Origin of the sequence: Frigoribacterium sp. CFBP 8759, assembly GCF_014841655.1 — a bacterium.
Classification (GTDB): Bacteria; Actinomycetota; Actinomycetes; order Actinomycetales; family Microbacteriaceae; genus Frigoribacterium.
The window spans coordinates 297,695-323,900 of sequence record NZ_JACYUH010000002.1 but is presented as its reverse complement, the minus strand read 5'-3'; the positions used below and the strand labels follow the sequence as shown (position 1 = coordinate 323,900).

The following is a 26,206-nucleotide window of genomic DNA, read 5'->3' as shown; positions in this document are numbered from 1 at the left end:
AGAGCGTGACTAGCCGGCGAGCTGCAGGCGAAGCAGGCTGAGCTTCGTCGCAACGGTGCCGTCGATGACCTCGTCGCCCACCTGGACGCGGAGGCCGCCGACGACGGCGGGATCGATGACCTGGTTGATGCGCAGGCTACGCCCGAACTGCCTGGCCAAACCGTGCTGCAACCGAGTGACGTGGGCGTCGTCGAGGTGGACGGCGCTCGTGACGGTGGCGACGAGCTGATCGGACTGATCGGCGACGATGTCGGCCGCGTGACGGAGGAGCTCACCGATCCGACGGCCACGGGGCTGCTGCACCAGGTGCATCACGATGGCGACCGTCTGACGACTGGCCTTCCCTCCGAGCAGGCGCTCGACGAGGTCCGCCTTGGCGGCGGGGTCACCCAGCTTGGAGCCGAGGGCCAATTCGAGCTGCGAATCCGTGCGGACGGCGGCATCGAAGGCGAAGAGCTCGTTCTCGATGCTGCTGTCGGCCGGCGTGGTCGTCGCGATCGCTCGGAAGGCGACCTCTTCGATGCCGGCGAGCAGATCGTCGGACGACGACCAGCGGCTGCCGACGACCGATACGAGCACCGCTCGCGTCGACTCGGAGAACGACCCGAAGAGCCGGTCGAGCAGCTGCTTCTTGGTCGCCACGTCGACAGCGGGGTCGGCGAGATACGACTGCAGCTGAACGGAGCCGCCGATGACCCGACCGGCGTCGAGCAACTGCTCGCCGGTCGTCAGGTCGACCGACCCGCCGAGGTCGGACAAGACCGACCGCGCCGAACCAAGTGCTTCTCGGGACATGGAACCCATCGTCAGTTGCCCGCCTTAGCGTTCTCGTCCGCCTCGAGATCGGCCAGGAAGCGGTCGACCACGGCCGACGCCTTCGCGTCGTCGCTCAGCGACTCACCGATGACGCCGGAGGCGAGGTCGATGGCCAGAGATCCGACTTCGGACCGGAGCGAGGCCACGGCGGCCTGACGCTCGGCCTCGATCTGCGCGTGGGCGGAGGCGGTGATGCGGTCGGCCTCGGCCTGCGCCTGCTGCTTGAGCTCGGCGATGATCTCGTTGCCCTCGGCGCGCGCAGCCTCACGGATGCGAGCGGCCTCGGCACGAGCGTCGGCCAGCTGCTTCTTGTATTCGTCGAGGGCCTTGGCAGCCTCGGCCTGCGCGGCCTCGGCGTGCTTGATGCCGCCTTCGATGCGCTCGGCACGCTCGTCGAGGATCCTGCGGAACTTGGGGATCGCGAAGAGCCCGAAGAACGCGGCGATGACCACGAAGACGACCAAGGACCAGAGGATGTCGTAACCAGCGGGGAAGAAGATGGCGGCGCCTTCGGGCGCACCACCCTCGGCCGCGAGGATCGTCTCGATCATCGGTGTGTCGTCCTAACTGATCAGGAGAAGATGAAGCCGGCGGCGAGGCCGATGAAGCCCAGCAGCTCGGTGAACGCGATGCCGAGGAACATCGTGACCTGCAGGCGGCCGGCCAGCTCGGGCTGGCGGGCCATGGCCTCGACGGTCTTGCCCGCGACGATGCCGATACCGATGCCGGGGCCGATCGCAGCGAGGCCGTAGCCGACGGTCGCGATGTTGCCGTTGATCTCAGCGAGGATCGTGGTGGTGTCCACTTGTGTTTCCTTCCGGTTGGGCGATGCACGTCGGATGACGTGCGTCGTCTGTATTTAGTGTTCTTTCGCCGCGGCTTGTTGGATGTAGACCGAGGCGAGGAGCGTGAAGACGTAGGCCTGCAGCACGGCGACGGCCATCTCGACGATGGTCATCACGAAGCCACCGATGAGGGTGAGAGCACCGAAGGCCATGAAGCCCCCGCTCATGCTGAAGAAAAAGAAGTGCGTCGCCGCGAAGCAGAGCACCAGCAAGAGGTGGCCGACCATCATGTTCAACAGGAGTCGGAGGGCCAGGGAGATCGGCCGCACGATGAAGATGTTGATGAACTCGATGGGCGTCAGCAGGATGTACATGACCCACGGCACACCGGGCGGGAAGAGGGCGTTGCGCAGGAACGTCGCGCCACCGGCCTCGCGGAAGCCCGCGTAGATGAACATGATGTAGGCCACGACCGCCAGCAGCAGGGGCATGGCGATGACCGACGTGCCTGCGATGTTGAGGCCGGGGATGATGCCCGTGATGTTCATGGCGAAGATGCCGAAGAACATGGCGGCCAGCAACGGCAGGTATTTGCGTCCGAGCTTCTCGCCGAGGATCTCCTCGACGATCTGGATGCGGACGAAGTCGAGGCCCAGCTCGGCGATGCTCTGCCCGCGGGACGGGATGAGCCGCCCCTTGCGCAGGGCCAGCCAGAACAGCAGCAACATGACGGCGATCGCGAAGAGGCGGACCAGCATGATGCGGTTCAGCTCGAAGGGGGTGCCCTCGAAGAAGATGGCGGGAGGGAAGAACTCGTCAAGAGTCGGGGCATGGAATCCCCCGTCCCCGTGGCCGGCTTCGGCAGCGGAGAGCAGGTTCACAGCGTTCGCTATCAGCGCTATCTCCTGTGTCGGGGCGAGCACCCTGAAGTGTCGCGACGATTGGTGGGGTTTGTCATCCGTGCACGCTGGAAACGCGGCCGGGGAACGTCGTCAACCCTATCAAGGTAATGGTTGCTTCCACGAATCGGTCGAGGTATTTTCACCGTGTGCACGCATGGTCGTCAGTCCTGCGGAGCAGGGGGAAGCGTGGCATCGCTCACGTACGACAGGCGCCCCCGGACGACCACGAGGGCGTCGACCGCCAGCGTGCCGATGATCGAGACCACGAGGGCCAGGAACAACACGACGTCGTCCACGAACGGTTGGTCGCGCAGCAGGACGAGCAAGACGATGAAGATGACCAGCTTGAGGAGCCAGGCACCCATCACGATGCCGAAGAACGCACCGAGGGTGAAGCGGATCGCCACGAGCATGCTCGCGGCCGTGATCGCCGCGAAGACGATCGCGAGCCCCACCCCCACGAGGGCGCTCCACAGGCCGTCGGTGCCGGCGAAGAGGTAGCCGAGCCCTCCTCCGACCACGGCGATGACGAGGGCGAGTGCGCCCGTGTACTTGAGGATCTGGGTGAAGATCGAGCTGGCGTTCATGGGTGGTCCTTCGGGTTCGTCAGTTCGGGCACCTCGGCCTTGGCCGCGGTGTCGGTGTCGTGCGGGTCGAGGACGTCCGCGGCGGCGTCGAGCGGGTCGAACCGGTCGGACTCCGTCGTCGACAAGTCACCCGTGCGGGTCGTCTGGACGGCGATCTCGACCTTCTTGCGACGGCTGAGCGGAGACAACGTGGCGGCGGTGCAGGCGACCAGGCCGACGCCGAGGAAGACGGCGACCAGGTAGGTCGGCTTCACGAAGAGGAACATCAGGCCCCCGACGGCCGCCACGATCGTCCAGGCGTAGAAGATCAGGACGGCCTGGAAGTGCGAGTGCCCCATGTCGAGCAGGCGGTGGTGCAGGTGCTTGCGGTCGGCGGTGAAGGGGGACTTCCCGGCACTGAGTCGGCGGAGGACGGCCAGGCCGAAGTCGAGCAACGGCACGACGAGGATCGCGAAGGGCAGGACGATCGGGATGAACGCCGGCAGGAGTGCCGTCCGGGAGATCCCGGCCGGGTCGATCTGCCCGGTGACCGAGATCGCACTCGTCGCCATGACGAGTCCGGTGAGGAGCGCACCCGCGTCGCCCATGAAGAGCTTGGCCGGGTGCCAGTTCAGCGGAAGGAAGCCGAGGCAGGCCCCGATCAACACGGCGGAGAGGAGGGCGGCGAGGTTGAAGTACTCGGTCTGGCCGATGGTGATCGAGATCACGAAGCTGTAGACGAAGAAGACGCCGTTCGCGATGATCGCGACCCCGGCCACGAGACCGTCGAGTCCGTCGATGAAGTTCACGGCGTTCATGACGAGGACGATCGTGAGGACCGTGAGGACGAGCGACATGTAGGGCGAGCCGATGGCCAGGCTGCCCCCGATGGGCAACGAGACGAGTTGGACGCCCTGCCACGCGAGGACTCCCGCGGCGACGATCTGGCCCGCCAGCTTGGTCATCCAGTCGAGGTCGTACAGGTCGTCGACGACTCCGATGACGACGATGATCGTGGCGGCGCCGATGATGGCCAGAGGAGGCCCCGCGTCGGCGAAGACGAGACGGAAGTAGTCGACACCCGAGATCAAGGGGAAGACGAACCACGCCGCGAGCAGCGCGACCACGATGCCGGCCCACATCGCGATTCCCCCGAGACGCGGCGTGGGCGTCTGGTGGACGTCCCGCTCGCGGATCTGGGGATAGAGGCGGTACTTGAGGCCCACCCGCCAGACGACGACGGACAACACGAAGCTGACCCCCGCCGAGATCGCCAGCGCGAGGAGGTAGTACCTCACGCGAGGGCGTCGACCCCGACGACGCGGATGATCTCGGCGTCGGACAGGACGCCGTGGCGCACGATGCGCAACACCCCGTCGGCGCCGCCCGTCGCGTCGACGATCGTCGACCCCGTGTTGGCGCCGGCCCGGTGTTCGTACGTGGCGCCCGCGGGGCCGTCGTCGAGGTACACCGACACGGAGTCGCCGAGCATGCGGCGGGCGTCGCCTGCCGTCTCGGCCGCGGGCTGGCCCGTGAGGTTGGCGCTCGACACCGCGAGCGGGCCGGTCTCTTCGAGCAGCTCGAGGGCGATGCGGTGGCTCGGCACGCGCAGGGCGACGGTGCCGCGCGTCTCGCCGAGATCCCAGCTGAGCGACGCCTGCGCACGGAAGATGACCGTGAGCGGGCCGGGCCAGAACTCGTCGAGCAACGGACGGACGACCTCGGGCACCCGGTCGGTGAGAGCGGCGAGGGTCTCTTGACCCTTGATCAGCACCGGAGGCGGGGACTGGCGACCACGACCCTTGGCGTCGAGCAGGCGCTGCACGGCGGTCGGGTCGAACGCGTCGGCCGCGACGCCGTACACCGTGTCGGTCGGCAGGACGACGAGCTCGCCTCGACCGATGGCACCGCGCGCCATGCGCATGCCGGCGAGGAGTTCGGAGTCGACGGAGCAGTCGTGAAAAGTGGCCATGACCTGACGATGATAGTGCGACGGACCGGGAGAACCCGGTCAGCGCACCGCCGTCGTGGCCCGGTCGCGGCCGGTGAGGTCGGGATGCGTGACCGGGGAGCGCCAACCGTCGGCCGTCAGGAGGTCGCGGATGGCGCCTCCTTGGAGCTCGCCGTGCTCGATGACGAGCGCTCCGCCCGGGCGCAGCAGCCGCCGGGCCGTGAGGGACAGTGCGCGGACCAGGTCGAGGCCGTCCTCACCGCCGTAGAGGGCGAGCGCAGGATCGTGGAGTCTCACCTCGGGGTCGCGCGGGACCATGCCGACGGGCACGTACGGCGGGTTCGACACCACGACCGAGACCGTGCCGTCGAGTTCGGGCAGGGCGTCGGCGAGGTCGCCCTCGACGAGGCGCACGTTGTCGACCCCCACCGCGTCGATGTTGCGACGGGTCCAAACGGCTGCCTCGGGAGACAGCTCGACGGCGACGACCGTGGCCGTCGGCACCTCGGAGGCCATCGCCAGGGCCAGGGCGCCGCTCCCGGTCCCGAGGTCGACGGCGACGGGTGACGCGTCCGCCCTGGAGCGCAGGGCGTCGATCGCCAACTGGGCGACGCCTTCGGTCTCGGGTCGCGGGACGAAGACACCCGGCCCCACGCGCAACTCGAGGTGGCGGAACGACGCCCGCCCCGTGATGTGCTGCAGGGGCTCGCGGGAGGCGCGGCGCGTGATCGCGGCGACCAGCGCCTCCTGCTCGTCCGGCGTCAACGACGCGGCCGTGACGGCCCTCGCCCGCACGGCTCCCCTGGTCAGGCCCGTGACGTGGCCGAGCAGGAGTTCGGCGTCGACGTCGGGCGACGGTACCCCGGCGTCGACGAGGACGGTCGACGCGACCCGGAGGGCCACGTCGACCGTCGTCACGCCGTCGAAGGCCGCGGCGATCGCATCGGTCACGACGCGGTGTCGCCGATCTCGGCGAGACGTGCCTCTTCGTCGGCCTGGATGCACGACTCGACGACCGCGTCGAGCGCACCGTCCATGACGGCGTCGAGGTTGTACGCCTTGTAACCGGTGCGGTGGTCGGCGATGCGGTTCTCGGGGAAGTTGTAGGTGCGGATGCGTTCCGACCGGTCCATGCCCCGGATCTGGCTCTTGCGGGCGTCCGACGCGATGGCCGCCTGCTCTTCTTGCTGACGGGCGAGGATGCGGGCCCGCAGGACGCGCATGCCCGCCTCGCGGTTCTGCAGCTGGCTCTTCTCGTTCTGCATCGCGACCACGATGCCCGTGGGCAGGTGGGTGATGCGGACGGCGGAGTCGGTCGTGTTGACCGACTGGCCGCCGGGGCCGCTCGACCGGTAGACGTCGATCTTGAGGTCGTTCTGGTTGATGTCGACCTCTTCGGGCTCGTCGACCTCGGGGAACACGAGCACGCCCGTGGTCGAGGTGTGGATACGGCCCTGCGACTCGGTCGCCGGCACCCTCTGCACGCGGTGGACGCCGCCCTCGTACTTGAGGTGCGCCCAGACGCCCTGCGAGGGGTCGGACGCGTTCGACTTGAGCGCGACCTGCACGTTCTTGTAGCCACCGAGGTCGGAGTCGTCGCTCGCGATCATCTCGGACTTCCAGCCCTTCGACTCGGCGTAGTGCAGGTACATGCGCAGCAGGTCGGCCGCGAACAGGGCGCTCTCGGCCCCGCCCTCGCCGCCCTTGATCTCCATGATGACGTCGCGCCCGTCGTCCGGGTCGCGCGGGATCAGGAGGCGCCGCAAGCGCTCCTGGGACTCGTCGAGCGCCTGCTCGAGGACGGGCACCTCGTCGGCGAACGCCTCGTCCTCCTTCGCGAGTTCGCGCGCGGCCTCGAGGTCTTCAGCCGCCTGCTGCCATGTCGAGTGAGCAGCCACGATGCGGCTGAGCTCGGCGTAGCGGCGGTTGATCTTCTTGGCGCGTGCGGCGTCGGCGTGGACCGCCGGATCGCTGAGCTGCGTCTGCAGGTCGTCGTGCTCGGCCAGCAGCACGGCCACCGACTCGAACACGCTCAGTGCTCCTTGTGGCCGGAGTCGTGTCCGTTCGACGCGGGGACCGACTTCTGGACCTGGACGAGGAACTCCACGTTCGACTGCGTCTCGCGCAGGTTGCGCAGGACGATCTCGAGGGCCTGCTGCTGGTCGAGCCCGGCCAGGGCGCGGCGCAGACGCCAGGTGATCTTGACCTCGTCGGGGCTGAGCAGCATCTCTTCACGTCGCGTGCCCGAGGCGTTGACGTCGACCGCGGGGAAGATGCGCTTGTCGGCCAGGTGGCGCGACAGGCGGAGCTCCATGTTGCCGGTGCCCTTGAACTCCTCGAAGATGACCTCGTCCATCTTCGAACCGGTCTCGACGAGCGCGGTCGCGAGGATGGTGAGCGAGCCACCGTTCTCGATGTTGCGCGCGGCACCGAAGAAGCGCTTGGGCGGGTACAGGGCCGACGAGTCGACGCCACCCGAGAGGATGCGGCCCGACGCGGGTGCGGCCAGGTTGTACGCACGGCCGAGACGAGTGATCGAGTCGAGCAGCACGACGACGTCGTGGCCCAGCTCGACGAGGCGCTTGGCGCGCTCGATGGCCAGCTCGGCGACGGTGGTGTGGTCCTCCGCCGGACGGTCGAACGTCGAGGCGATGACCTCGCCCTTGACCGTCCGCTGCATGTCGGTGACCTCTTCGGGGCGCTCGTCGACGAGCACGACCATGAGGTGGACCTCGGGGTTGTTGATCGCGATGGCGTTGGCGATCGACTGCAGCACGAGCGTCTTGCCCGCCTTCGGCGGCGAGACGATCAGACCACGCTGCCCCTTGCCGATCGGCGACACGAGGTCGATGATGCGGGTCGAGAGCTTCTGGGGCTCGGTCTCGAGACGGAGGCGCTCCTGCGGGTAGAGCGGGGTCAGCTTGCTGAACTCGACGCGCTTGGCGGCCTCGTCGACGGGCTGACCGTTGATCGAGTCGATCCTGACGATCGCGTTGTACTTCTGGCGCCCCTGGCCCTGGTCGCCCTCGCGGGGCTGACGGATGGCGCCGACGACCGCGTCGCCCTTGCGCAGGTGGTACTTCTTGACCTGACCGAGCGAGACGTAGACGTCGCTGGCACCGGGCAGGTAGCCCGTGGTGCGCACGAAGGCGTAGTTCTCGAGCACGTCGAGGATGCCCGCGACGGGGATGAGGACGTCGTCCTCGCCGATCTCGGGCTCGACGTCGTCGTTCTGCGCCCCACGACCGCGCTTGCGGTCCCTCTGACGGCCACGGCCCTGTCGGCCGCCCTCGTCGTTCTGACCGCCGGACTGGGGCCCGTTGCCGGACTGCTCGCCGCGGGCGGCGTCGTTCTTCTCGCCGGCTTCGCGCTGGGCCTGCTGCTCGGCCCTCTGGTCCGCGCGCTGCTGGTCGCCGCGCTGCTGGCCGTTCTGGGGGGCATCGGCCTTCTGGCCACCGTTCTGCGGAGCGTCGGCCTTCTGGCCACCGTTCTGCTGGTTGCCGTTCTGCTGGCCACCGTTCTGGTCGGCCTGGGTCTGCTGCTGACCGCCCTTGCCGCGGTTGCGGTTGCGGCTCCGGCGGCCCCCACCCTGCTGGCCACCGTTCTGCTGGTCGCCGCCCTGCTGGTCGGACTGGCCCTGCTGGTCGGACTGGCCTTGCTGGTCGGACTGGCCCTGCGCTTCGGAACCGGCCCCGTCGGAGGGCGCGGACGGGGAGGTCTCGAGGGAAGCCGAGCCGTCGGCGGCCGGGGACTCGACCGACGCACCGGGCTGCGCCGCGTCGGCGGCGACGGACGCGTCGGAGGCGCGGCGCGAGCCGCGACGACGCGACGGGCGCTCGGAGGCGGCCTTCTCGGTCGGAGCCTGCTCGGTCGAACCCTGCTCGGCGTCGGCGGCCTCGACGGCCACGGCCTCGGTGGCGGGCACCTCGACGAGAGGAGTGACACCGGTCTCGCCGGCGTTAACGTGGGCACCGGCGGCGCGGGACTCGGGAGCCCCGGCAGCCGACGTGGCGCGGCGCGAGCCCCGGCGGGCACGGGTCGGTGCCTCGGTGGGCTCGGTGCCCGTCTCGACGACGGGGGCCTCGGCGCCTTCGGCGACGGCGGTCTCGACGGAGGCCTGGACACCGGCGTCGACGACTCCGTCGAGCGTCGGCTGGGGCGCGACCTCGGTGGCCGCCCCCTCGCCCTGCTTCGCCGCGATGGCGGCCACGAGGTCGCCCTTGCGCAGCTTGGAGATGCCGCTGATGCCCAGCGACGAGGCGAGGGCCTGCAGCTGGGGCAGGCGCATGGCGGTGAGTTCGGGCGTGGACGGCGCAGCGGCGCCGTTCTGGACGTCAGTCACGAGTGATGGGTTCCTTTCGCTCCCCCGCGTTGATCGGCGGGGCAGAGCTGGTCACACCTCGTGGCCTCTCACCTGCACTGAACGGGTTCGCCCCGAGGGGGCGACCCTGTGCCGGCTCTGCCCTGAACGAGCAGCTGCCCGGGATGAGCAGGAGGCCTGGGAGGTGCGGTGCGCGCCGACCAGATCGGCAGACGAACACTGCTAGATGTGCACTACGGGATGTGCGACCCGGGGACTCGAAGACTTGTGACCCCACGCGGTAATCCCCGCGAAGAACTGCGGGGATGATGCTAGATGCCCAGGAAATCTGAGTTTTCTACCGGGTGCGGCACCACTGTAGCACCTTTGAGATCGACGGCCAGCATCAACGGACGCCACGCCGAGACGGCGTGTTCGCGCACCAGTTCGGCGGCGAACAAGCGCTGTGCCGGGTCGCTGCCGAGGACCAGGAGGGAGGGGCCGGCCCCCGACACGACGGCCGCGAGACCGGCGTCGCGCAGCATGCGGATGAGGGCGTCGGTCTCGGGCATGGCACTGGCGCGATAGCTCTGGTGCAGGCGGTCCTCGGTCGCCGCGAGCAGCAACTCCGGACTCTGCACGAGGGCCGCCACCAGCAGAGCGGACCGCGACACGTTGAACGTGGCGTCCTCGTGCGGAACGGAGGCGGGCTGCAGGCTCCGCGCCAGCTTCGTCGAGAGGGTGGATTCGGGCACGAACACGACGGGCGACACCCCACGGTGCACGAGCAGTCGCTTGTGGGACGGGCCGTGCGAGTTCATCCAGGCGATCGTGAGGCCGCCGAACAGCGCAGGTGCCACGTTGTCGGGGTGACCCTCCATCTCGGTCGCCAGGGCGAGCAGAGCCGCGGAGTCGAGTTCGACCGTGCCCTCGAGCAGTCCCTTGGCGGCCATGATGCCCGAGACGATCGCGGCTGCGGACGACCCGAGTCCCCGGCCGTGCGGGATCGCGTTGCGAGCCCGGAGCCGCAGCCCCGGCAGAGGGACGTCGACCGACGCGAAGGCCGCGGCGACGGCCTGGACGACGAGGTTCGAGCCGTCGGTGGGCACCTGACCGGCCCCGACGCCCGTGACCTCGACCGAGACCCCGGGTTCACCGGTCGCCGTGACCTCGAGCTCGTCGTAGAGAGACAGCGCGAGCCCCAGCGTGTCGAAGCCGGGACCGAGGTTGGCCGAGGTCGCGGGGACCTTGACCAGCACCGAACGCCCGACGACCCCGGGGGTCATGCAGAGGCCGGCGCGAGACCGAGCACCTCGGCCACCCGGGCCGTGTCGCTCGCGACCACGGTCGGTTGCACGTCGCTGCCGTCGGCGCGCCGCAGGGCCCATTGGGGGTCCTTCAGGCCGTGGCCCGTGACGGTGAGCACGACCGTGGCCCCGGCGGGGATGACCCCGGCGTCCGCCCGCTCGAGCAGACCCGCCACGCTGATGGCCGACGCGGGCTCGACGAAGATGCCGACCTCGGCCGAGAGGATCTTCTGCGCGGCGAGGATCGCTTCGTCGGTGATGGCCCCGAACCAGCCGTCGGTCAGGTCGCGCGCCTCGAGGGCGAGCTGCCACGAGGCGGGGTTGCCGATGCGGATCGCGCTGGCGATGGTCTCGGGAGCCTTGACCACCTCACCGGCGACGATCGGCGCCGAGCCGGCGGCCTGGAACCCGAACATGCGCGGCAGCTTGGTGGCGCGGCCGATCTCGAGGTCTTCACGATAGCCGCGCGTGTAGGCCGTGTAGTTGCCGGCGTTGCCGACCGGGATGAAGTGGAAGTCGGGGGCGTCGCCGAGCACGTCGACGACCTCGAACGCCCCGGTCTTCTGGCCCTCGATGCGGTCGTTGTTGACCGAGTTGACGAGGTGGACCGGGTAGTTGGCGGCGAGGTCGCGTGCGATGTCGAGGCAGTCGTCGAAGTTGCCCTGGATCTGCAGCAGCTGACCGTCGTGCGCGACGGCCTGGCTCAGCTTGCCCATGGCGATCTTGCCCTCGGGGACGAGCACGGCGGCCGTGATGCCGGCGTGGGCTGCGTAGGCGGCGGCCGAGGCGGACGTGTTGCCGGTCGACGCGCAGATGACGGCCTTGGCTCCGTGCTCGACGGCCTTCGAGATCGCCATCGTCATGCCGCGGTCCTTGAAGGAACCGGTCGGGTTCATGCCCTCGTACTTGACGTAGACCTTCGCGCCCGTGCGGTTCGACAGGGCCGGAGCCGGGATGAGGGGCGTTCCGCCCTCGCCGAGGGTGACGATCGGGGTGGCGTCGGTGACGTCGAGACGGTCGGCGTATTCGCGCAGGACACCCTGCCACTGGTGGGCCATCAGGCTCCTTCGACTCTCAGCACGCTCGTGACGGAGTTCACGACCGTGGCGTTCTTCAGGGCGGTCACCGTGGCGGCGAGGTCGGACTCGCGCGCCCGGTGGGTGCCGATGATCAGCGTAGCGGTGGCCACGGCGTCGCCCTCGCCCGTGACGCCCGGCGTCGCACCCGACGTCTGTTCGACGTTGTGCACGCTCACGCCGTGGTCGCTGAGCACCCCGGCGACCTCGGCGAGGACGCCCGGCTGGTCCGCCACGTCGAGCGTGATCTGGTACCGCGTGGACACGCGACCGATCGGCAGGACGGGCAGGTTCGCGTGGGTGGACTCGGCGACGCCGGGGCCGCCGATGACGTGGCGTCGCGCGGCCGAGACGAGGTCGCCCAGCACGGCGGACGCCGTCTCGACTCCCCCGGCGCCGGCGCCGTAGAACATGAGGTCTCCGGCCGACTCGGCCTCGACGAAGACGGCGTTCTTCGCTCCGTGCACGGCCGCGAGCGGGTGGCTCAGCGGAACGAGCGCCGGGTAGACGCGTGCGCTGACGCCCTCGACGCCGTCGTCGTCGACCAGGCGCTCGCAGATCGCCAGGATCTTCACGACGTACCCGGCCTTGCGAGCCGCGACCACCTGGTCGTGCGTGACGGACGTGATGCCTTCGCGGTGCACGGCGGAGAGGGGCACGGCCGTGTGGAAGGCGAGGCCGGCCAGGATGGCCGCCTTCTGCGCCGCGTCGTAGCCCTCGATGTCGGCCGTGGGGTCCGCCTCGGCGTAACCCAGGGCCGTGGCCGTCGCCAGGGCGTCCTCGAGGCTCGAGCCGTCGGTGTCCATGCGGTCGAGGATGAAGTTCGTCGTGCCGTTGACGATGCCCATGATGCGTTGGACGCGGTCGCCGGCGAGGCTGTCGCGCAACGGGCGGATGATCGGGATGGCACCGGCCACGGCGGCCTCGTAGTACACCTGCGCGCCCACCTGCTCGGCGGCGTCGAACAGCTCGGGACCGTGGCTCGCGAGCAGGGCCTTGTTGCCCGTGATGACGTCGGCCCCCGAGTTGAGGGCCTGCAGCACGTAGCTGCGGGCCGGCTCGAGTCCGCCGATCAACTCGACGACGATGTCGGCGCCGACGATCAGCGACTCGACGTCGGTCGTGAACAGCTCGCGCGGCAGGTCGACGTCGCGCGGCGCGTCGACGTCGCGCACCCCGATGCCGACCAGCTCGAGCCCGGCACCCGCGCGCCCGGCGAAGTCGTCGCCCTGCTCGAGCAGCAACCGCGCCACCTGCGACCCCACGGAGCCGGCGCCCAGCAGGGCGACCCTCACGTTGCGGTATTCGATCATGTCAGTCCGTTCTCGGGTGCTTCGTCGGCGGGGTGCGGTGCTCGCACGAGGTGAGGAGGCGCGGATCGCTCAGTCGAGGCCGGCGTCGCGGGCCAGCAGGTCGGCTTCGCTCTCGCCCCGCACGATCACGCGTGCCCGGCCGTCGCGCACGGCCACGACGGGCGGACGCCCGACATGGTTGTAGTTGCTGGCGAGGCTGTGGCAGTAGGCCCCGGTGGCGGGCACCGCGAGCAGGTCGCCGGGGACGACGTCGCCGGGGAGGTAGTCGGCGAGCACGACGAGGTCGCCGCTCTCGCAGTGCTTCCCGGCGACCCGCACGAGGGCGGGCGGGGCCGAGGAGGTGCGGTTCGCGATGCGCACGGAGTAGTCCGCCGCGTAGAGGGCCGTCCTCGCGTTGTCGCTCATCCCGCCGTCGACGCTGACGTAGCGGCGCACCGCGCTGCCCTCGTCGATCGCGACCGAGACGTCCTTGATCGTGCCGACCTCGTAGAGCGTCGTGCCGGCCGGACCGACGATGACGCGTCCGGGCTCGACCGCGAGGAGCGGCACGTCGACGCCGAGGCGGAGGCACTCCGCCTGGACGATGTCGGCCAGGGCGACGGCGAGGTCGTCGAGCGGGCGGGCGTCGTCGGCGCTCGTGTACGCGATGCCGAAGCCCCCGCCGAGGTTGAGCTCGGGCACCGGGCCGGACGCCAGCAGGTCGGCGTGCACGGCGAGCAGGCGGCGGGCGGCCTCCGCGAAGCCGTCCGAGCCGAAGATCTGCGAGCCGATGTGCGAGTGCAGGCCGACGAACTCGAGCGACGGCTGCCGGCGGATCGAGTCGACGATGTCGGCGGTCTCGGAGAGCGGGACGCCGAACTTCTGGTCTTCGCGGGCGGTGGCGAGGTACTCGTGCGTGGAGGCGTGGACCCCCGAGTTGACCCGCAGGCGCACCCGCTGGACGCGTCCGTGCCGTTCGGCCGCCGCGGCGACCCGTCCGACCTCGGCGGCGTTGTCGAGCACGACGGTGCCGATGCCGGCCTCGACCGTGCGGTCGATCTCGGCGAGCGACTTGTTGTTGCCGTGGAACCCCATGCGGGCGGGGTCGACTCCGGCGGCCCGGGCCACGGCGAACTCGCCGCCGGTGCAGACGTCGACGGCCATGCCCGCCTCGGCCACCCAGCGGGCGACCTCGGCGGAGAGGAACGCCTTGGCCGCGTAGTAGACCGTCGCCGTCGTGCCGATGCGGGCCGCCTCGCGCTCGAACGAGCGGACGGCCTCGACCGCGCGGGCACGGGCGTCGTCCTCGTCGAGGACGTAGAGCGGCGTGCCGTACGACGCCACGAGGTCGGAGACGGTGACGCCGCCGAGCACGAGTTCGCCGTCGGAGGACCGCTGGGCCGTGGCCGACCAGACGGCCGGGTCGAGGGCGTCGGCGTCGGTCGGCTCGTGGAGCCAGGCGGGAGCCAGGGGGTTCGGGGACACGCGGACCTCGGGGGTTCGAAGGACGGGGAACGACATCAGAGCCTACCGACCGCCGAGGTGCGTGACGGCCAGGGTCGTGGCGACATGGTCGCCACACCGGAGGTCAGGAGCAGGACCCCTTGGTGCCGATGCCGCTCGACGAGATCGGCAGGCCGGGCGACGTGACGTCGAGGGTCGCCGCCGACGGCGTGACGTCCACGGCGGTGAGGGTGGTGCCCTGGGGCAGGTACTGCGCGGCGCACACGTCGAAGGCGTAGCCGCCGATGAAGGGGGCGAGGTCGAGCGTCACCGACGTGTCCCGCAGCGACGCCGTGGTCGGGGTGAGCGAGATGACCCGGCCCTCGCTCGTGATCGAGGGGTTCGCGACGACGTCCACGGGGACGACCGTGTTCACCAGCGGGATCGTGAAGTCGCGGGCGTAGGTGACCTGTCCGTCGCCGAAGGAGATCGCTCCGCCGCTCTCCTGCACGGCCGCGAGCCCGTTGACGGTCGCCGCGTCGGCGGTCACCGTGCCGGTGATGGACCCGGTCGATCCGCTCAGGTCGGTCGGCACGTCGCGGACGTCGAAGTCGAACGACAGGCCATCCGAGGACCCGGCGGACGAGATGGTGGCCTGGTCGATGGTGCCCTGCACCAGCTGCCAGAGCATCGAGAAGCCGCCGATCTGCACGTCGACGGGACCGGCCGCGTCGCCGAGTTGCTGCGAGATCTGCTTCTCGGCCTGGTCCTCGGCGACCGTCCGCACGACGAGGTCGGCGACCACGGCCAGGATCCCCAGCACGACCACGATCCCGAGCAGGACGAAGACGACGATGCCGAAGCCCCGGCCTCGGCGGCGGGCGACGGGCTTGGCCTCGAAGAAGTCGGAGTCGATGTCGCTCATCGGGCCATCTTGTCAGCCGGGTGGCGAGGGACGCTCACGCCGCGCCTCCTGCGGTCGACACCGAGGAGGCGCGGCGCGCGAGGTCACATGCGGTCGGGTGCCGAGACGCCGAGCAGTCCGAGGCCGTTGCGGATGACCTGGCCCGCCGCGTCGTTGAGCCACAGACGGGTGCGGTGCAGGTCGGTGACCTCGTCGTCGCCGAGCGGCGTGACGCGGCACGTGTCGTACCAGCGGTGGTAGGTGCCGGCGAGTTCTTCGACGTAGCGGGCGACGCGGTGCGGCTCGCGCAACTCGGCGGCCTGGACGACGACGCGGGGCAGCTCGGACAGGGCGCCGAGCAGGGCGCTCTCGGTCTCGTGCGTGAGCAGCGACGCGTCGAACGCGTCCCGCGTCACGCCGGCGGCCTCGGCGTTGCGCGCGACCGCACGGGTGCGCGCGTGGGCGTACTGGACGTAGAAGACGGGGTTGTCGTTGCTGCGCTTCGTGAGCAGGTCGAGGTCGATGTCGATCGAGCTGTTCACCGGGCTGCGGACCAGCGAGTACCTGCCGGCGTCGACGCCGACGGCGTCCACGAGGTCCTCCATCGTGACGACGGTGCCCGCACGCTTGGACATGCGCATCGGTTCGCCGTCGCGCAGCAGGTTGACCATCTGGCCGATGAGGATCTCGAGGTTGACGCCCGGCTCGTCGCCGAACGCCGCGCACATCGCCATCATGCGACCGACGTAGCCGTGGTGGTCGGCGCCGAGCATGATGAGGTTGCGTTCGAAGCCACGTTCGCGCTTGTCGAGGTAGTAGGCCAGGTCGCCGGCGATGTAGGCGGCCTCGCCGTCGCTCTTGACGATGACGCGGTCGCGGTCGTCGCCGAAGTCGGTGGTGCGCAGCCAGGTGGCGCCCTCGGACTCGTAGACGTGCCCGAGCTCGCGGAGCCGGGCGATGGCGCGCTCGACGGCCTGGGATTCGTGCAGCTCGTTCTCGTGGAAGTACACGTCGAAGTCGACGCCGAAGTCGTGCAGCGACGACTTGATGTCGGCGAACATGAAGTCGACGCCGGCGGCGCGGAAGACCTCTTGCGCCTCGTCACGCGGCAGGGCGGCGGCGTCGACGCCGGTCGAGGCCACGACGCGCTCGACGATGTCGCCGATGTACTGCCCGCCGTAGCCGTCGTCGGGGGTGGGTTCGCCGAGTGCGCTGGCCAGGAGGCTACGGGCGAAACGGTCGATCTGCCCGCCGTGGTCGTTGAAGTAGTACTCGCGGGTGACGAGCGCGCCCTGCGCCTGGAACACGCGGGCGAGGCTGTCGCCGACCGCTGCCCAGCGCACGCCGCCGAGGTGGATCGGGCCGGTGGGGTTCGCCGAGACGAACTCGAGGTCGATGGTGACGCCCCGGTAGTAGTCGCCACGACCGTAGGACTCGCCCTGCTCGACGATCGAGCGCGCGAGGAGGCCCGCGGCCGCGGCGTCGAGGCGGATGTTGATGAACCCGGGGCCCGCGACGTCGACGTCGGCGACGCCGTCGACCTCGGCCAGGTCGGCCGCGATGTCGGTGGCGAGCTCACGGGGGTTCGTGCCGACGCGCTTGGCGAACTTCATGGCCACGTTCGACGCCCAGTCGCCATGCTCGCGGTTCTTCGGACGCTCGAGCGCCACGTCGCCCTCGGTCACCGCCACGTCGACGGTGCCTCGGCGTTCGAGGACGCCCTGGACGACGGCGAGCAGGGACGTGGAGAGTTCGGCGGGAGTCACGAGGGTCGATCTTACCGGGAGGCACGGAGACGACGACGAGCCCGACGTCGGTGATGATGGAGGGATGAGCCCCGCCTCGACCCGCTCCCCCGTCGTCCTGCGCACCCTCGTCGTGACGGGTGCCCTCGCCCTGACTCTGACCGCCTGCACGGCACCGTCGCAGGCCGCGCCGAGCGCGACCCCGACCACGGGCGAGGAGTCGTCCTCCACCCCCGTCGCGACGCCGACGGCGGCGGCCACGCCCGAGCTCGTGAGCACCCCGTTCGACGTCGACTGCGGCGAGCTGCTCGATCCCGGCTCGCTCGCCTCCTGGTACCCGGGGTTGACGGCCGTCGTCGACGACGAGGCGAGCGGCGACGCGAGCCGCGACGGTGAGGCCCTGCAGCAGGTCGCCGACGCGGACGGCACGACGTGCACGTGGCAGGACTCCAGCGGCGCCACCGTCACGGTCGGTGTCGCGCACTTCGACGCGGACAGCCTCGACGAGCTGGCCAACGACCTCGTCGCGACCAGCAACTCGGTGCCGACCTTCGGCGTCGAGGGCTACTTCGACACCCCCGGTGAGATCGGCACGGCCGAGGCGTTCTCGTCGCCGGCGTTCGTCGTCGCCCGTTCGACGACCTTCCTCGAACCCGGCGACGCCGAGCCGGTCGTGTCTGCCGTGCTGTCGGCGCTGAAGCAGGTCGACTGAGACCGAGGGCGGGAGGCGCGCTCCGGTGAGGAACGCGGCCTAGGCGACCAGCGCCTCCTGGTCCGTTCGCGAGGCGACGGACGCGGCGAGGCGCCCCGCCTCGACGGAGGCGCCCAAGGACGCCAACAGTGCCTCGAGTTGGCCGACCGGGGCTCCTCTGTCTTCGGGGTGCCACTGCACGCCGACGACCGGGGCCGAGTCGTGCTCGACGGCCTCGACGGTGCCGTCGGAGGCGCGGCCGACGACGCACAGGCCCTGGCCCAGGCGGCCGACGGCCTGGTGGTGCGCGCTCTGGACGACGGGCTCGGCGCCGAGGGCCCGGGCGAGGCGACTACCGGGCTCGAGCCCGACGGCGTGCGGGTGCATGAGCTGATCGACCGGCGCGTCGGGGGTGCGGTGCACCCCGTCGTGGTCGTCCAGGTGTTGCACGAGGTCTCCGCCGAGGGCGACGTTGATCAGCTGGTGGCCGCGGCAGATACCCAGCAGCGGAGTACGGCGGGCGACGGCGCGGCGCACGACGGCGAGCTGGGCCTCGTCGGCCACGGGGTCGTGGCGACCCTCCCCCGGGTAGCCGGTCGCGCCTCCGTAGAGACGGGGAGAGAGATCCTCGCCACCGAGGATGACGATCGCATCGGCGTCGGCGGTCACGCGCAGCAGCTCGTCGGTGCCGAGGTCGCCCGCGGCGAAGCGCGTCGCCTGCCAGCCCGCGGCCTCGGCGGTCGCGCGGACACGGGAGTTCATGTCGTCGACGTAGGCGTGGTACTCGGGGGCGTGCGACCGATGCCGGGTGACCTCGACCACGGCGAGACGCATCGAGGCGACGGCGGGGTCGCTCGGGCGGGTCGACGGGGCGGCGTACGAGGTCATGCCTCCATGCTGCCGTCGCGACGGGCGCCCTGCCAGGTGCGTGTCGTCGCGTTACGCCGCTGCGGCGGCAGCGGTCGCGCCGCCGGCTCCCTCAGGGGTGGTCAGGGCCACAAGGAGGCGCGGGTCCAGCCGTCGCCGTCGCGGTCGTACCGCAGGCGCACCTGGTCGCGGCCCGTGGTGGCCTGCCAGAACTCGATCGAGGTGGGGTCGACCCGCCAGGCCGTCCAGTCGTCGGGGACGAAGGTGTCGTCGGACTCGATCGTGGCCTTGGCCTCGGCGAGGCGACGCCGCGTCTCGGCCTCGTCGGTGATCGGGCTGCTCTGCGGCTGCGTCATCGCGACGGCGCGCGAGTCGGGGTGGCGAGCGGTGAAGTCCTTCTCGCTGAGGTCGCGCGGACCGGGCGTCGCCCGGCCGAGCACGCGGACCTGGCGGCCCTGCTCGCGCCAGTACAGGGTGAGCGCCACCCGGGGGTTCTCGGCGATCTGCCGTCCCTTCGGGCTGATCGACGAGGTCGCGAACCAGAGGGCACCGTCGTCGACGTCCTTGAGGAGCAGGGTGCGGGCCGTGACGTCGCCGTCGGACGACGAGGTCGAGATCACCATGGCGTGCGGCTGGGCGACGTCCTGGTCGACGGCCTCGACAAGCCACGCGACGAACTGGTCGACCGCGTCGTCGGCCACGTCGTCGACGTCGAAGGTGGGCAACTCGGGGTGGAAGACCTTGGCGGAGCGGAGACGCTCACGCAGTGTCGGACCCTCGGGGTCGGTGCGGTCGGAACGGGTGCCGGAGTCGGCTCGGTCGGTGCGGGTGTCGTCGGTCACTCCCCCACGATGCACCTCCCGCGGCGGGGCCGTCCCAGGCCGGACCGATTCGCTGCTAACCTGGACGACGTTCCCGGGCCCCCATAGCTCAGGGGATAGAGCACTGCCCTCCGGAGGCAGGGGCGGCAGTTCGAATCTGCCTGGGGGCACCACTTCTTCTCTCGAAGCCCCTCTCGATGCACAGGCCTCCCGGTGCCGCGGTCGAACGACCGCGGCAGGTCAGTCGGACTGCTGGCGGCGGGCGCGGTCGGCATCGTCGCGGTCGAGCTCGCGACGCAGGATGCGTTCGGGGACGGCGACGTGCTCGGCGGCCTCGCGCATGCTCGCTCCCCCGGCCCGTAGCTGACGGGCCGCGTCGAGGCGGCGTCTCGAGACGGGGGGCTTCGGGGTCTGCGCCACCCGCGCCTCCTGCCGTTTGCGGGTCTCGGCGCGGTGGAGCTCACCGCCGACCTGCTCGTCGAAGCGGGCCAGGGCGGCGGTGACGCGGAAGAAGAAGCGGCCGTAGGCGTTGAGTTCGTCGATCTGTTCGTCGATCGAGCGGAAGGCGACGCCCAGGGCGTCGAGGGTCGCCATCACCCCCACCAGCTCGGCCACCGAGCGGCCGATCCGGTCGACGTTCGTCACGACGAAGACGTCACCTTCTCGCAGGCTGCCGATCGCCTTGGCGAACTCGGGGCGGGACTGCCTGGTGCCGGTGGCGTGGTCCACGAAGACCCGTTCGCACCCGCCCGCCCGCAGGCGCTCCGCCTGGCGATCGGACGACGGGTCGTCTCGCGAGATGCGGGCGTACCCGACGACGGTCACGGTGGGCCTTCCGGCGAGGCGAGGGTGGACAGAGAGGTGAGGCCCCGCCGACGGCGAGGCCTCGAGGACGTCCGCCCGGAGGCGTGCGTCAGTGGTGGGTCGAACTCAACTGTAGGTGAGCGCGATCACCGCGACGTCGAGCGTGCGGTACGAACCCTCACGCCGGACGGCGGTGCGGACGCGCCCCCGCAGCACCTCGAACAACCCGTCGGACTCGTGCACGAACCCGATCACCCCGGCGGTCGGCGTCGACACGCGGTGGAATCCGTCGCCCAGGGGGACGACCTCCGCTCGGGACGTGCGCTCCAAGACAGCACCCATGATGTCTCCTTCTTCGTTCTCCGGCCCTCGTACCGGGCCGTGATCGCAGCGTACCCCGCATCTGGGGTACAAGTCCCCGTGGGGTTGTCAGACTGGGCCTCTGACTCGTTCCTCGGACAGGCGCGAGGCCTCGCCGTCCGATCAGGCCGGCGGAGCCTCGGGCAGGGCCCCACGACGCCGCCGGCGACCGGCCGCGATCGTGACGCCGACGCTCGCCGCCGTGACGCAGGCGAGGGCGACGACCTCGCGCACCCCGAGTGCCTCGCCGAGCACGACGAGGCCGGCCAGGGCAGCCACCGCCGGCCCCAGGCTCGACAGGACGCCGAACACGCGCGTCGGCAGCCTCCGCAGCGCCACCGACTCGAGCGCGTACGGGATCGCGGAGGTGAGGGCGGCCACCACGAGGAAGACGAGCAGGAGGCGCGGGTCGGCCCGGACGGCCACCGTCGCGTCGTGCGCCCCGAACGGGACGACCACGAGGGCGGCGACCAGCATCGCGGTCGCGAGGGCGCCCATCGGGTCACGGCCTCGCCCCAGGGCGGCGTTCGCGAGGATGTAGCAGGCCCAGAACGCCCCCGCGCCGAGGGCGAGCAGCACGCCGACGACGGGGATCGCCCCGGTCGAGTCGGAGCCGAGCAGCACGACCCCGGCGAGGGCGAGCAGGGCCCAGGCCGCGTCCCACCAGCGTCTCGTCTGCACGAGTGCCACGACCAGCGGACCGAGGAACTCGAGGGTGACCGCGACCCCGAGCGGTACGACGTCGATCGCGAGGTAGATGAGCGAGTTCATCCCGGCGAGGGCGAGACCCAACAGGACCACGCCCAGCCACGTTCGACGGGGCCATCGCCAGGGGCGCGGTCGGAAGACGAGCACCAGGAGCGTCGCACCGAAGGCGAGGCGCAGGCTGGCGGCGCCCAGGGGTCCCAGGGCCTCGAAATGCGTCTTGGCGAGGGCGGCCCCGAACTGCACCGAGACGATCGCCGCGACGGCGAGCAGGGGCGACGGCACACGGCCGAGGGGGCTGGGGTTCACGGGGCTCCGGGTTCGTCACGGGGTGCGCGGCGGCACAGTACGATCGTGGCATGAGCGACGCCTTCTCCGTCATCTCGCCGGTGGTGGAGCTCTTCGGCTGGTTCGGGTTCATCGTCGGCACGCCCTTCCTCCTGGCCGGGTGGGTGCTCCGGCGCCGAGCGACCCGCCTCGAGAGCACCGTCGGCGTGGTCATCCCGCCGCCCGACTGGGCCCGTGCCGCCACCGCCCGATGGATGGACGTCGACGGGCAGCTGCACGAGACGCAGTTCGGCGACGTCCCGGTGACGACGCCGCTCGAGACCGAGCTCACCGTGCACTACGACCCCGACCGACCCCACCGGGCCCGCGTCCACCCCCCGCACGACGACGGACGGGCGCCCCGCACCGTGGGGGTGGTGCTCTACGCCGTCGGGGCGGTCTGCGCCGTCGCGTCGGTGGGCCTGCTCTTCGTCTCCTGACCCGTCCGGCGGCCGGTTCGACGTCACCCCCTGCGGGCACAGGGCACCCCGGGCGGTCTGACGGGGGCCGTCGATAGACTCCCCCGCAACGAGCGAGGGGAGCGTCGTGAGCACGAGATCCACGACCGGCCGACGACCGACGAGACGAACGGTGGCCGCCGTCGCCGCGGCGGTCCTGGCCGTGGTCGGCACGATCGCCTTCGGTGCCATCCCGGCCCAGGCCGTCGAACCGGTCGAGTTCTCGGGCGCCTACGTGGTCGACCAGGCCGACGTGCTGTCGAGCGCGGACGAGGCCGAGGTGACCGACGCACTCGACCGGCTCGCGACCGACACCGGCGTCAACCTCTTCGTCGTCTACGTCGACTCCTTCTCCTCGCCTTCCGACCGCACGGCCTGGGGCGAGGCGACGGCGTCCCTGAACCAACTGGGTGCGAACGACGTGCTGCTCTCGGTGGCGGTCGACGACCAGTTCTACGACCTCTCGGCCGACACGTCCGTGATCTCGGAATCCGATCGGCAGGCGCTGCAGACCGACGTCGTCGTGCCCGAGCTGCGTGACGGCGACTGGGCCGGTGCCGCCGTCGCCCTCGCCGACGGCATCCGCAGCGACGAGGCCGGGCCCGACCTCAGCTGGGTGCTCTGGGCGCTGCTCGTGCTGGTCCTCGTCGCGGCGGCCGTCGCCGTCGTCGTCGTGGTCCGCCGGGCACGACGTCGACGCAGCGAGTCCGATGCGCAGAAGGCCCGCCAGGACGAACTCGACAAGCGTGCCGCGCGGGTGCTGGTCGCCCTCGACGACGAGTTGACCGCAGGCGCACACGAGGTCGGTTTCGCGGCGGCACAGTTCGGGGACGACGCGGCCCGGCCGTTCGCCGAGGCGCTCGACGCGGCCCGGGTGCACGCCCGCGAGGCGTTCGCCCTGCAGCAGAAGTTGGACGACTCCGTCCCCGACTCCCCCGAACAACGCCTCGAGTGGACCACCCGCATCATCGAGTTGTGCGAGGCGGCCGACGCGTCGCTCGCCGAGCAGTCCGCCGCGTTCGACGAGCTGCGTGAGGCCGAGGGGCGGGCGCCGAGCGACGTGGCGGCCCTCCCCGGCGAGGTCGCGACCCGACGAGCCCGGCTCGCCTCGGCCCGCACCCTCATCGGCGAGCTGACCACGATCTACTCGGCGCGGGCGGTCGCGTCGATCGACCAGAACGACGACCAGGCCGACCGTCTGCTCGAGTTCGCCGACGAGAGGGCCGGTACGGCGGCGACCGCGCTGGCGTCGTCCTCCACGTCGGAGGCCGTCATCGCCGTCCGAGAGGCCCGTCAGGCCCTGGCGCAGGTCGACCAGCTGCTCAGCGCGGTCGACGGGGCCGCCGTGTCGCTGCGGACGGCGGGCAGCACCATCTCGGCCATGACCCTCGACCTGCGGCAGGACATCGCGACGGCCGAGGGGCTGCCCGACGGTTCGGCCCCGCAGGGCGTCGACGTCGCCGGCTCCGTCTCGGCTGCGCGGGCCTCCATCGCGCTGGCCGAGACGACGACCGACGACCCGCTCGCCGTCGTCGCCTCGCTCGGTGCTGCCAACGACCGCATCGACCAAGTGCTGGCGGCCGTGCGCGACGACTCCGAGAAGCAGCGCCGGGCCCAGGCGGCCCTCGACCAGGCGCTGCTGACCGCGCGGAGTCAGATCAGCGCCACCCGCGACTTCATCGAGACCCGTCGCGGCGGCATCGGCCCGCAGCCGCGCACCCGGTTGTCCGAGGCCGAACGTCACCTGGCCACCGCGGTGTCGCTCGCGACGTCCGACCGCGACGCCGCACTGTTCGAGGCCCACCAGGCCGTCCAGTTGTCTCAGGCCGCAGCCGCCGGTGCCGAGGCCGACGTCTCGTCCTACCAGCAGGCGAGCCCGTTCGGCGGCGGAGTCGGCACGCGGGGGTCGGCCGGGGCCGATCTCGGCGGCATCGTCACCGGCATGCTGCTCGGTGGACTCTTCAGCGGGGGTGGCGGCGGCTTCGGCGGCGGCGGCTTCGGTGGCGGAGGCGGCGGCTTCGGCGGGGGCGGCGGCTTCGGCGGTGGGGGTGGCGGCGGAGGCGGCCGCAGCTCGGGCGGCGGACGGTTCTAGGGCCCGCCCGTCACGGTCCACGCCCCGTTCCGCCCCATCCGCCCCAATCCGCCCCCCTCCGCCCCCAGACAGCAGCACGACCGACAAGCCGAGCACCACCCCACGGCACCACCTCTCGAAAGGACGCACCATGGCAAAGCAGTCGATCTTCGGACGCATCGCGCAACTGACCCGCGCGAACATCAACAGCCTGCTCGACCAGGCCGAGGACCCCAGCAAGATGCTGGACCAGATGGTCCGCGACTACACCAACAGCATCGCCGAGGCCGAGGAAGCCGTCGCGACCACCATCGGCAACCTGCGCCTCCTCGAGCAGGACCACGCCGAGGACGTCGCCGCCGCCGCGGACTGGGAGCGCAAGGCCCTCGCGGCGAGCAACAAGGCCGACGAGCTGCGCTCGTCGGGCAACACGGTCGACGCCGACAAGTTCGACGCCCTCGCTCGCGTGGCCCTCGGCAAGCAACTGCAGAGCGAGAAGGAGGCGAAGACGGCAGAGCCGCAGATCGCCTCCCAGACGGACGTCGTCGACAAGCTCAAGACGGGGCTGAGCGGCATGCGGTCCAAGCTCGACCAGCTCGCCGCCAAGCGCGACGAACTGAACGCGCGCTCGAAGACCGTCGAGGCCCAGACCAAGGTCGCCGACGCCGTCCAGAGCATCGACATCCTCGACCCGACGAGCGAGATCAGCCGCTTCGAGGACAAGGTCCGCCGTGAGGAGGCCAAGATGCTCGGTCGTCAAGAGCTCGCGGCCTCGAGCCTCGACGCCCAGTTCGAGGGCCTCGACGACCTCGGGGAGCAGACCGAGGTCGACGCCCGCCTCGCCGCCCTCAAGCTCGGCGCGCTCGACAAGTGAGCCAGCCGCCGCCCGTCACGCCTGCGCCGGTGGACGTCCCGCCGGTGCAGGCGCGCCGGGCGGCACCCCGCCTGATGGGCGTCGACGTCGCCCGCGGCCTCGCCGTGCTCGGCATGTTCGCCGCCCACATGTGGCCTCGGCCGCTGCTCGACGAGCGCGTCTTCGACGGACGATCGGCGATCCTCTTCGCGACCCTCGCCGGCGTCTCGCTCGGTCTGATGTCGGGAGGCGCCCGGCCGACGCCCCGTGGCGGTCGAGGGCGGGTCGTCGGTGGGATCGCCATCCGGGCGGGCCTGCTCGTCGTGCTGGGCCTCGCGTTGCAGGCCTGGAACCCGTACCTCCTGGTGATCCTGCCCTACTACGGCGTGATGTTCGTCCTGGCACTGGGGCTGCTCTTCGCCCCCCGGGCCGTCCTGTTGGCGGCCGCCGCCCTGCTCGCCGTCGTGGCCCCGTGGCTGGCCTCGTCCGTCCCCGTCGACGCCTACGGCGACACCGCGGTGTCCGGCGCCGCCGGCCTGGCGACCCAGGCCCTGCTCGTCGGCGCCTACCCGGCGCTGGTCTGGACGCCCTTCCTGCTCGTCGGTCTCGTCGCGGCTCGTTCCGACCTGAACCGCACCCGGACCCAGGTCACGCTGATCGTCGCCGGGACGTCGGCCGCGATCGTGGGGTACGCGGCGCGCTTCCTGCCCGGCGCCTCCTCGATCCCCTGGTTCGACCCGGCCGACCACGAAGGCATGCCCGCCGAGATCGTCGGCTCGGGCGGCGTCGCCGCCGCCGTGCTCGGACTGCTCCTGCTCGCCACCACCCCGCGTCGTCCCGTGACGCCCGAGGGTCGGGGACGAGGAGGCGCGGCTGCGGTCGTCCGCACCGTCCTCCGGCCCCTCGCGGCCACGGGCGCGCAACCGCTCACCGTCTACGCGGCCCACGTGCTGATCACCGCGCCGCTGTTCACCGTGTACCGGTTGTCCGACCCGGCCGCCGCCTACGGTCTGCCCCTGGGCCACCTGGTCGTCGCCGTCGTCCTCACGCTCGTCTACGCCACCCTCTGGCAACGGTACGTCGGGCGCGGGCCGCTGGAGCGTGCCGTCGGGGCGCTGAGTCGTCCCTGGGCCTGGAGCACGGGCCCCCGCCCGTGACAGAC

General features: G+C 71.2%; 26 protein-coding genes and 1 tRNA gene. 6 read left to right on the top strand and 21 right to left on the bottom strand.

What is annotated here, in order from left to right; all coding sequences use genetic code 11:
- Window positions 1-9 precede the first annotated feature (9 nt).
- The 16 genes from IFT79_RS06820 to argS all read right to left on the bottom strand — a co-directional run bounded on the left by IFT79_RS06820 (window position 10) and on the right by argS (window position 17,108).
- Complete coding sequence (locus IFT79_RS06820; RefSeq protein WP_056045895.1) at window positions 10-804, bottom strand: F0F1 ATP synthase subunit delta; 795 nt, start codon at window positions 802-804, stop codon at window positions 10-12.
- A gap of 2 nt (window positions 805-806) precedes the next feature.
- Window positions 807-1,367, bottom strand: a complete 561-nt coding sequence (locus IFT79_RS06815) for a F0F1 ATP synthase subunit B (protein ID WP_056045898.1) — start codon at window positions 1,365-1,367, stop codon at window positions 807-809.
- 20 nt (window positions 1,368-1,387) lie between these two features.
- Window positions 1,388-1,621 carry an ATP synthase F0 subunit C gene (gene atpE, locus IFT79_RS06810; RefSeq protein WP_043594505.1) on the bottom strand — a complete coding sequence of 78 codons (234 nt, stop codon included), beginning with the start codon at window positions 1,619-1,621 and terminating at the stop codon, window positions 1,388-1,390.
- 54 nt (window positions 1,622-1,675) lie between these two features.
- Entirely contained in the window at window positions 1,676-2,482 is an 807-nt protein-coding gene (atpB, locus tag IFT79_RS06805) for a F0F1 ATP synthase subunit A (RefSeq protein ID WP_043594504.1), read from the bottom strand.
- Window positions 2,483-2,664: 182 nt separating this feature from the next.
- The gene (locus IFT79_RS06800) at window positions 2,665-3,090 is read right to left on the bottom strand and encodes a hypothetical protein (protein ID WP_192123376.1); all 426 of its coding nucleotides are present in this window, start codon (window positions 3,088-3,090) and stop codon (window positions 2,665-2,667) included.
- A complete protein-coding gene (locus IFT79_RS06795; RefSeq protein ID WP_123570237.1) occupies window positions 3,087-4,367 on the bottom strand; it encodes an MraY family glycosyltransferase in 1,281 nt (426 codons plus the stop codon). The genes IFT79_RS06800 and IFT79_RS06795 overlap by 4 nt, the downstream gene beginning before the upstream one ends.
- Window positions 4,364-5,041: an L-threonylcarbamoyladenylate synthase gene (locus IFT79_RS06790; RefSeq protein ID WP_056045907.1), complete on the bottom strand. Its 678-nt coding sequence runs from the start codon at window positions 5,039-5,041 to the stop codon at window positions 4,364-4,366. The genes IFT79_RS06795 and IFT79_RS06790 overlap by 4 nt, the downstream gene beginning before the upstream one ends.
- 39 nt (window positions 5,042-5,080) lie before the next feature.
- A complete protein-coding gene (gene prmC / locus IFT79_RS16280; RefSeq protein ID WP_446718853.1) occupies window positions 5,081-5,971 on the bottom strand; it encodes a peptide chain release factor N(5)-glutamine methyltransferase in 891 nt (296 codons plus the stop codon).
- On the bottom strand, window positions 5,968-7,050 hold the full coding sequence (gene prfA, locus IFT79_RS16275; protein ID WP_056045910.1) for a peptide chain release factor 1: 1,083 nt from the start codon (window positions 7,048-7,050) through the stop codon (window positions 5,968-5,970). Before prfA ends, prmC begins: the two co-directional genes overlap by 4 nt.
- Before the next feature lie 2 nt (window positions 7,051-7,052).
- The gene (rho, locus tag IFT79_RS06775; protein WP_213016651.1) at window positions 7,053-9,308 is read right to left on the bottom strand and encodes a transcription termination factor Rho; all 2,256 of its coding nucleotides are present in this window, start codon (window positions 9,306-9,308) and stop codon (window positions 7,053-7,055) included.
- A 344-nt stretch (window positions 9,309-9,652) separates the two neighbouring features.
- Complete coding sequence (thrB, locus tag IFT79_RS06770) at window positions 9,653-10,606, bottom strand: homoserine kinase (RefSeq protein ID WP_123570242.1); 954 nt, start codon at window positions 10,604-10,606, stop codon at window positions 9,653-9,655.
- Complete coding sequence (gene thrC, locus IFT79_RS06765; protein ID WP_056045920.1) at window positions 10,603-11,685, bottom strand: threonine synthase; 1,083 nt, start codon at window positions 11,683-11,685, stop codon at window positions 10,603-10,605. Before thrC ends, thrB begins: the two co-directional genes overlap by 4 nt.
- Window positions 11,685-13,016: a homoserine dehydrogenase gene (locus IFT79_RS06760; RefSeq protein WP_056045923.1), complete on the bottom strand. Its 1,332-nt coding sequence runs from the start codon at window positions 13,014-13,016 to the stop codon at window positions 11,685-11,687. Before IFT79_RS06760 ends, thrC begins: the two co-directional genes overlap by 1 nt.
- A 69-nt stretch (window positions 13,017-13,085) precedes the next feature.
- Window positions 13,086-14,516 carry a diaminopimelate decarboxylase gene (gene lysA / locus IFT79_RS06755; protein WP_199859511.1) on the bottom strand — a complete coding sequence of 477 codons (1,431 nt, stop codon included), beginning with the start codon at window positions 14,514-14,516 and terminating at the stop codon, window positions 13,086-13,088.
- 67 nt (window positions 14,517-14,583) lie between these two features.
- Window positions 14,584-15,363 (bottom strand): LmeA family phospholipid-binding protein, encoded by a 780-nt coding sequence (locus IFT79_RS06750; protein ID WP_192123372.1) that lies wholly within the window; start codon window positions 15,361-15,363, stop codon window positions 14,584-14,586.
- Between the two features lie 83 nt (window positions 15,364-15,446).
- Window positions 15,447-17,108 (bottom strand): arginine--tRNA ligase, encoded by a 1,662-nt coding sequence (argS, locus tag IFT79_RS06745; RefSeq protein ID WP_173151002.1) that lies wholly within the window; start codon window positions 17,106-17,108, stop codon window positions 15,447-15,449.
- Window positions 17,109-17,172: 64 nt separating this feature from the next.
- Between argS and IFT79_RS06740 the strand changes: the two genes are divergently transcribed.
- Window positions 17,173-17,799: a hypothetical protein gene (locus tag IFT79_RS06740; RefSeq protein ID WP_192123370.1), complete on the top strand. Its 627-nt coding sequence runs from the start codon at window positions 17,173-17,175 to the stop codon at window positions 17,797-17,799.
- A 39-nt stretch (window positions 17,800-17,838) separates the two neighbouring features.
- On the opposite strand, the gene IFT79_RS06735 is transcribed toward IFT79_RS06740, so the two are convergent.
- Window positions 17,839-18,666 (bottom strand): gamma-glutamyl-gamma-aminobutyrate hydrolase family protein, encoded by an 828-nt coding sequence (locus IFT79_RS06735; protein WP_249407867.1) that lies wholly within the window; start codon window positions 18,664-18,666, stop codon window positions 17,839-17,841.
- A gap of 101 nt (window positions 18,667-18,767) precedes the next feature.
- Complete coding sequence (locus IFT79_RS06730; protein WP_192123369.1) at window positions 18,768-19,487, bottom strand: pyridoxine/pyridoxamine 5'-phosphate oxidase; 720 nt, start codon at window positions 19,485-19,487, stop codon at window positions 18,768-18,770.
- Window positions 19,488-19,564: 77 nt separating this feature from the next.
- Here IFT79_RS06730 and IFT79_RS06725 point away from each other — a divergent pair.
- A tRNA-Arg gene (locus IFT79_RS06725) sits at window positions 19,565-19,639 on the top strand.
- Window positions 19,640-19,706: 67 nt separating this feature from the next.
- Here the strand turns inward: IFT79_RS06725 and IFT79_RS06720 are convergent.
- The 3 genes from IFT79_RS06720 to IFT79_RS06710 form a co-directional block, all read right to left on the bottom strand.
- Window positions 19,707-20,291, bottom strand: coding sequence for a recombinase family protein (locus IFT79_RS06720; RefSeq protein WP_192123368.1), 585 nt, complete (start codon window positions 20,289-20,291; stop codon window positions 19,707-19,709).
- A gap of 105 nt (window positions 20,292-20,396) precedes the next feature.
- Window positions 20,397-20,612 (bottom strand): hypothetical protein, encoded by a 216-nt coding sequence (locus IFT79_RS06715; RefSeq protein ID WP_148053617.1) that lies wholly within the window; start codon window positions 20,610-20,612, stop codon window positions 20,397-20,399.
- A gap of 141 nt (window positions 20,613-20,753) precedes the next feature.
- Window positions 20,754-21,644, bottom strand: coding sequence for an EamA family transporter (locus IFT79_RS06710; RefSeq protein ID WP_056045943.1), 891 nt, complete (start codon window positions 21,642-21,644; stop codon window positions 20,754-20,756).
- A 50-nt stretch (window positions 21,645-21,694) separates the two neighbouring features.
- Here IFT79_RS06710 and IFT79_RS06705 point away from each other — a divergent pair, with 50 nt between their 5' ends.
- From IFT79_RS06705 to IFT79_RS16875, 4 genes are all read left to right on the top strand, one after another.
- Window positions 21,695-22,102, top strand: coding sequence for a hypothetical protein (locus tag IFT79_RS06705; protein ID WP_043596924.1), 408 nt, complete (start codon window positions 21,695-21,697; stop codon window positions 22,100-22,102).
- A 106-nt stretch (window positions 22,103-22,208) separates the two neighbouring features.
- Window positions 22,209-24,212 carry a TPM domain-containing protein gene (locus IFT79_RS06700; protein ID WP_192123367.1) on the top strand — a complete coding sequence of 668 codons (2,004 nt, stop codon included), beginning with the start codon at window positions 22,209-22,211 and terminating at the stop codon, window positions 24,210-24,212.
- A gap of 130 nt (window positions 24,213-24,342) precedes the next feature.
- Entirely contained in the window at window positions 24,343-25,065 is a 723-nt protein-coding gene (locus IFT79_RS06695; protein WP_123570253.1) for a PspA/IM30 family protein, read from the top strand.
- Between the two features lie 29 nt (window positions 25,066-25,094).
- The gene (locus IFT79_RS16875) at window positions 25,095-26,201 is read left to right on the top strand and encodes a DUF418 domain-containing protein (RefSeq protein ID WP_192123366.1); all 1,107 of its coding nucleotides are present in this window, start codon (window positions 25,095-25,097) and stop codon (window positions 26,199-26,201) included.
- Window positions 26,202-26,206 lie beyond the last annotated feature (5 nt).

Excerpts from the sequence above, each read along its gene's own strand:
- IFT79_RS06695 (WP_123570253.1), top strand. The coding sequence starts at position 24,343 with ATGGCAAAGCAGTCGATCTTCGGACGCATCGCGCAACTGACCCGCGCG.
- IFT79_RS06715 (WP_148053617.1), bottom strand. The coding sequence starts at position 20,612 with ATGGGTGCTGTCTTGGAGCGCACGTCCCGAGCGGAGGTCGTCCCCCTG.
- rho (WP_213016651.1), bottom strand. The coding sequence starts at position 9,308 with ATGCGCCTGCCCCAGCTGCAGGCCCTCGCCTCGTCGCTGGGCATCAGC.
- IFT79_RS06740 (WP_192123370.1), top strand. The coding sequence starts at position 17,173 with ATGAGCCCCGCCTCGACCCGCTCCCCCGTCGTCCTGCGCACCCTCGTC.
- IFT79_RS06790 (WP_056045907.1), bottom strand. The coding sequence starts at position 5,041 with ATGGCCACTTTTCACGACTGCTCCGTCGACTCCGAACTCCTCGCCGGC.
- IFT79_RS06800 (WP_192123376.1), bottom strand. The coding sequence starts at position 3,090 with ATGAACGCCAGCTCGATCTTCACCCAGATCCTCAAGTACACGGGCGCA.
- lysA (WP_199859511.1), bottom strand. The coding sequence starts at position 14,516 with ATGTCGTTCCCCGTCCTTCGAACCCCCGAGGTCCGCGTGTCCCCGAAC.
- IFT79_RS06820 (WP_056045895.1), bottom strand. The coding sequence starts at position 804 with ATGGGTTCCATGTCCCGAGAAGCACTTGGTTCGGCGCGGTCGGTCTTG.
- IFT79_RS06705 (WP_043596924.1), top strand. The coding sequence starts at position 21,695 with ATGAGCGACGCCTTCTCCGTCATCTCGCCGGTGGTGGAGCTCTTCGGC.
- IFT79_RS06735 (WP_249407867.1), bottom strand. The coding sequence starts at position 18,666 with ATGACCTCGTACGCCGCCCCGTCGACCCGCCCGAGCGACCCCGCCGTC.
- IFT79_RS06760 (WP_056045923.1), bottom strand. The coding sequence starts at position 13,016 with ATGATCGAATACCGCAACGTGAGGGTCGCCCTGCTGGGCGCCGGCTCC.
- IFT79_RS06750 (WP_192123372.1), bottom strand. The coding sequence starts at position 15,363 with ATGAGCGACATCGACTCCGACTTCTTCGAGGCCAAGCCCGTCGCCCGC.
- thrC (WP_056045920.1), bottom strand. The coding sequence starts at position 11,685 with ATGGCCCACCAGTGGCAGGGTGTCCTGCGCGAATACGCCGACCGTCTC.
- thrB (WP_123570242.1), bottom strand. The coding sequence starts at position 10,606 with ATGACCCCCGGGGTCGTCGGGCGTTCGGTGCTGGTCAAGGTCCCCGCG.
- IFT79_RS06815 (WP_056045898.1), bottom strand. The coding sequence starts at position 1,367 with ATGATCGAGACGATCCTCGCGGCCGAGGGTGGTGCGCCCGAAGGCGCC.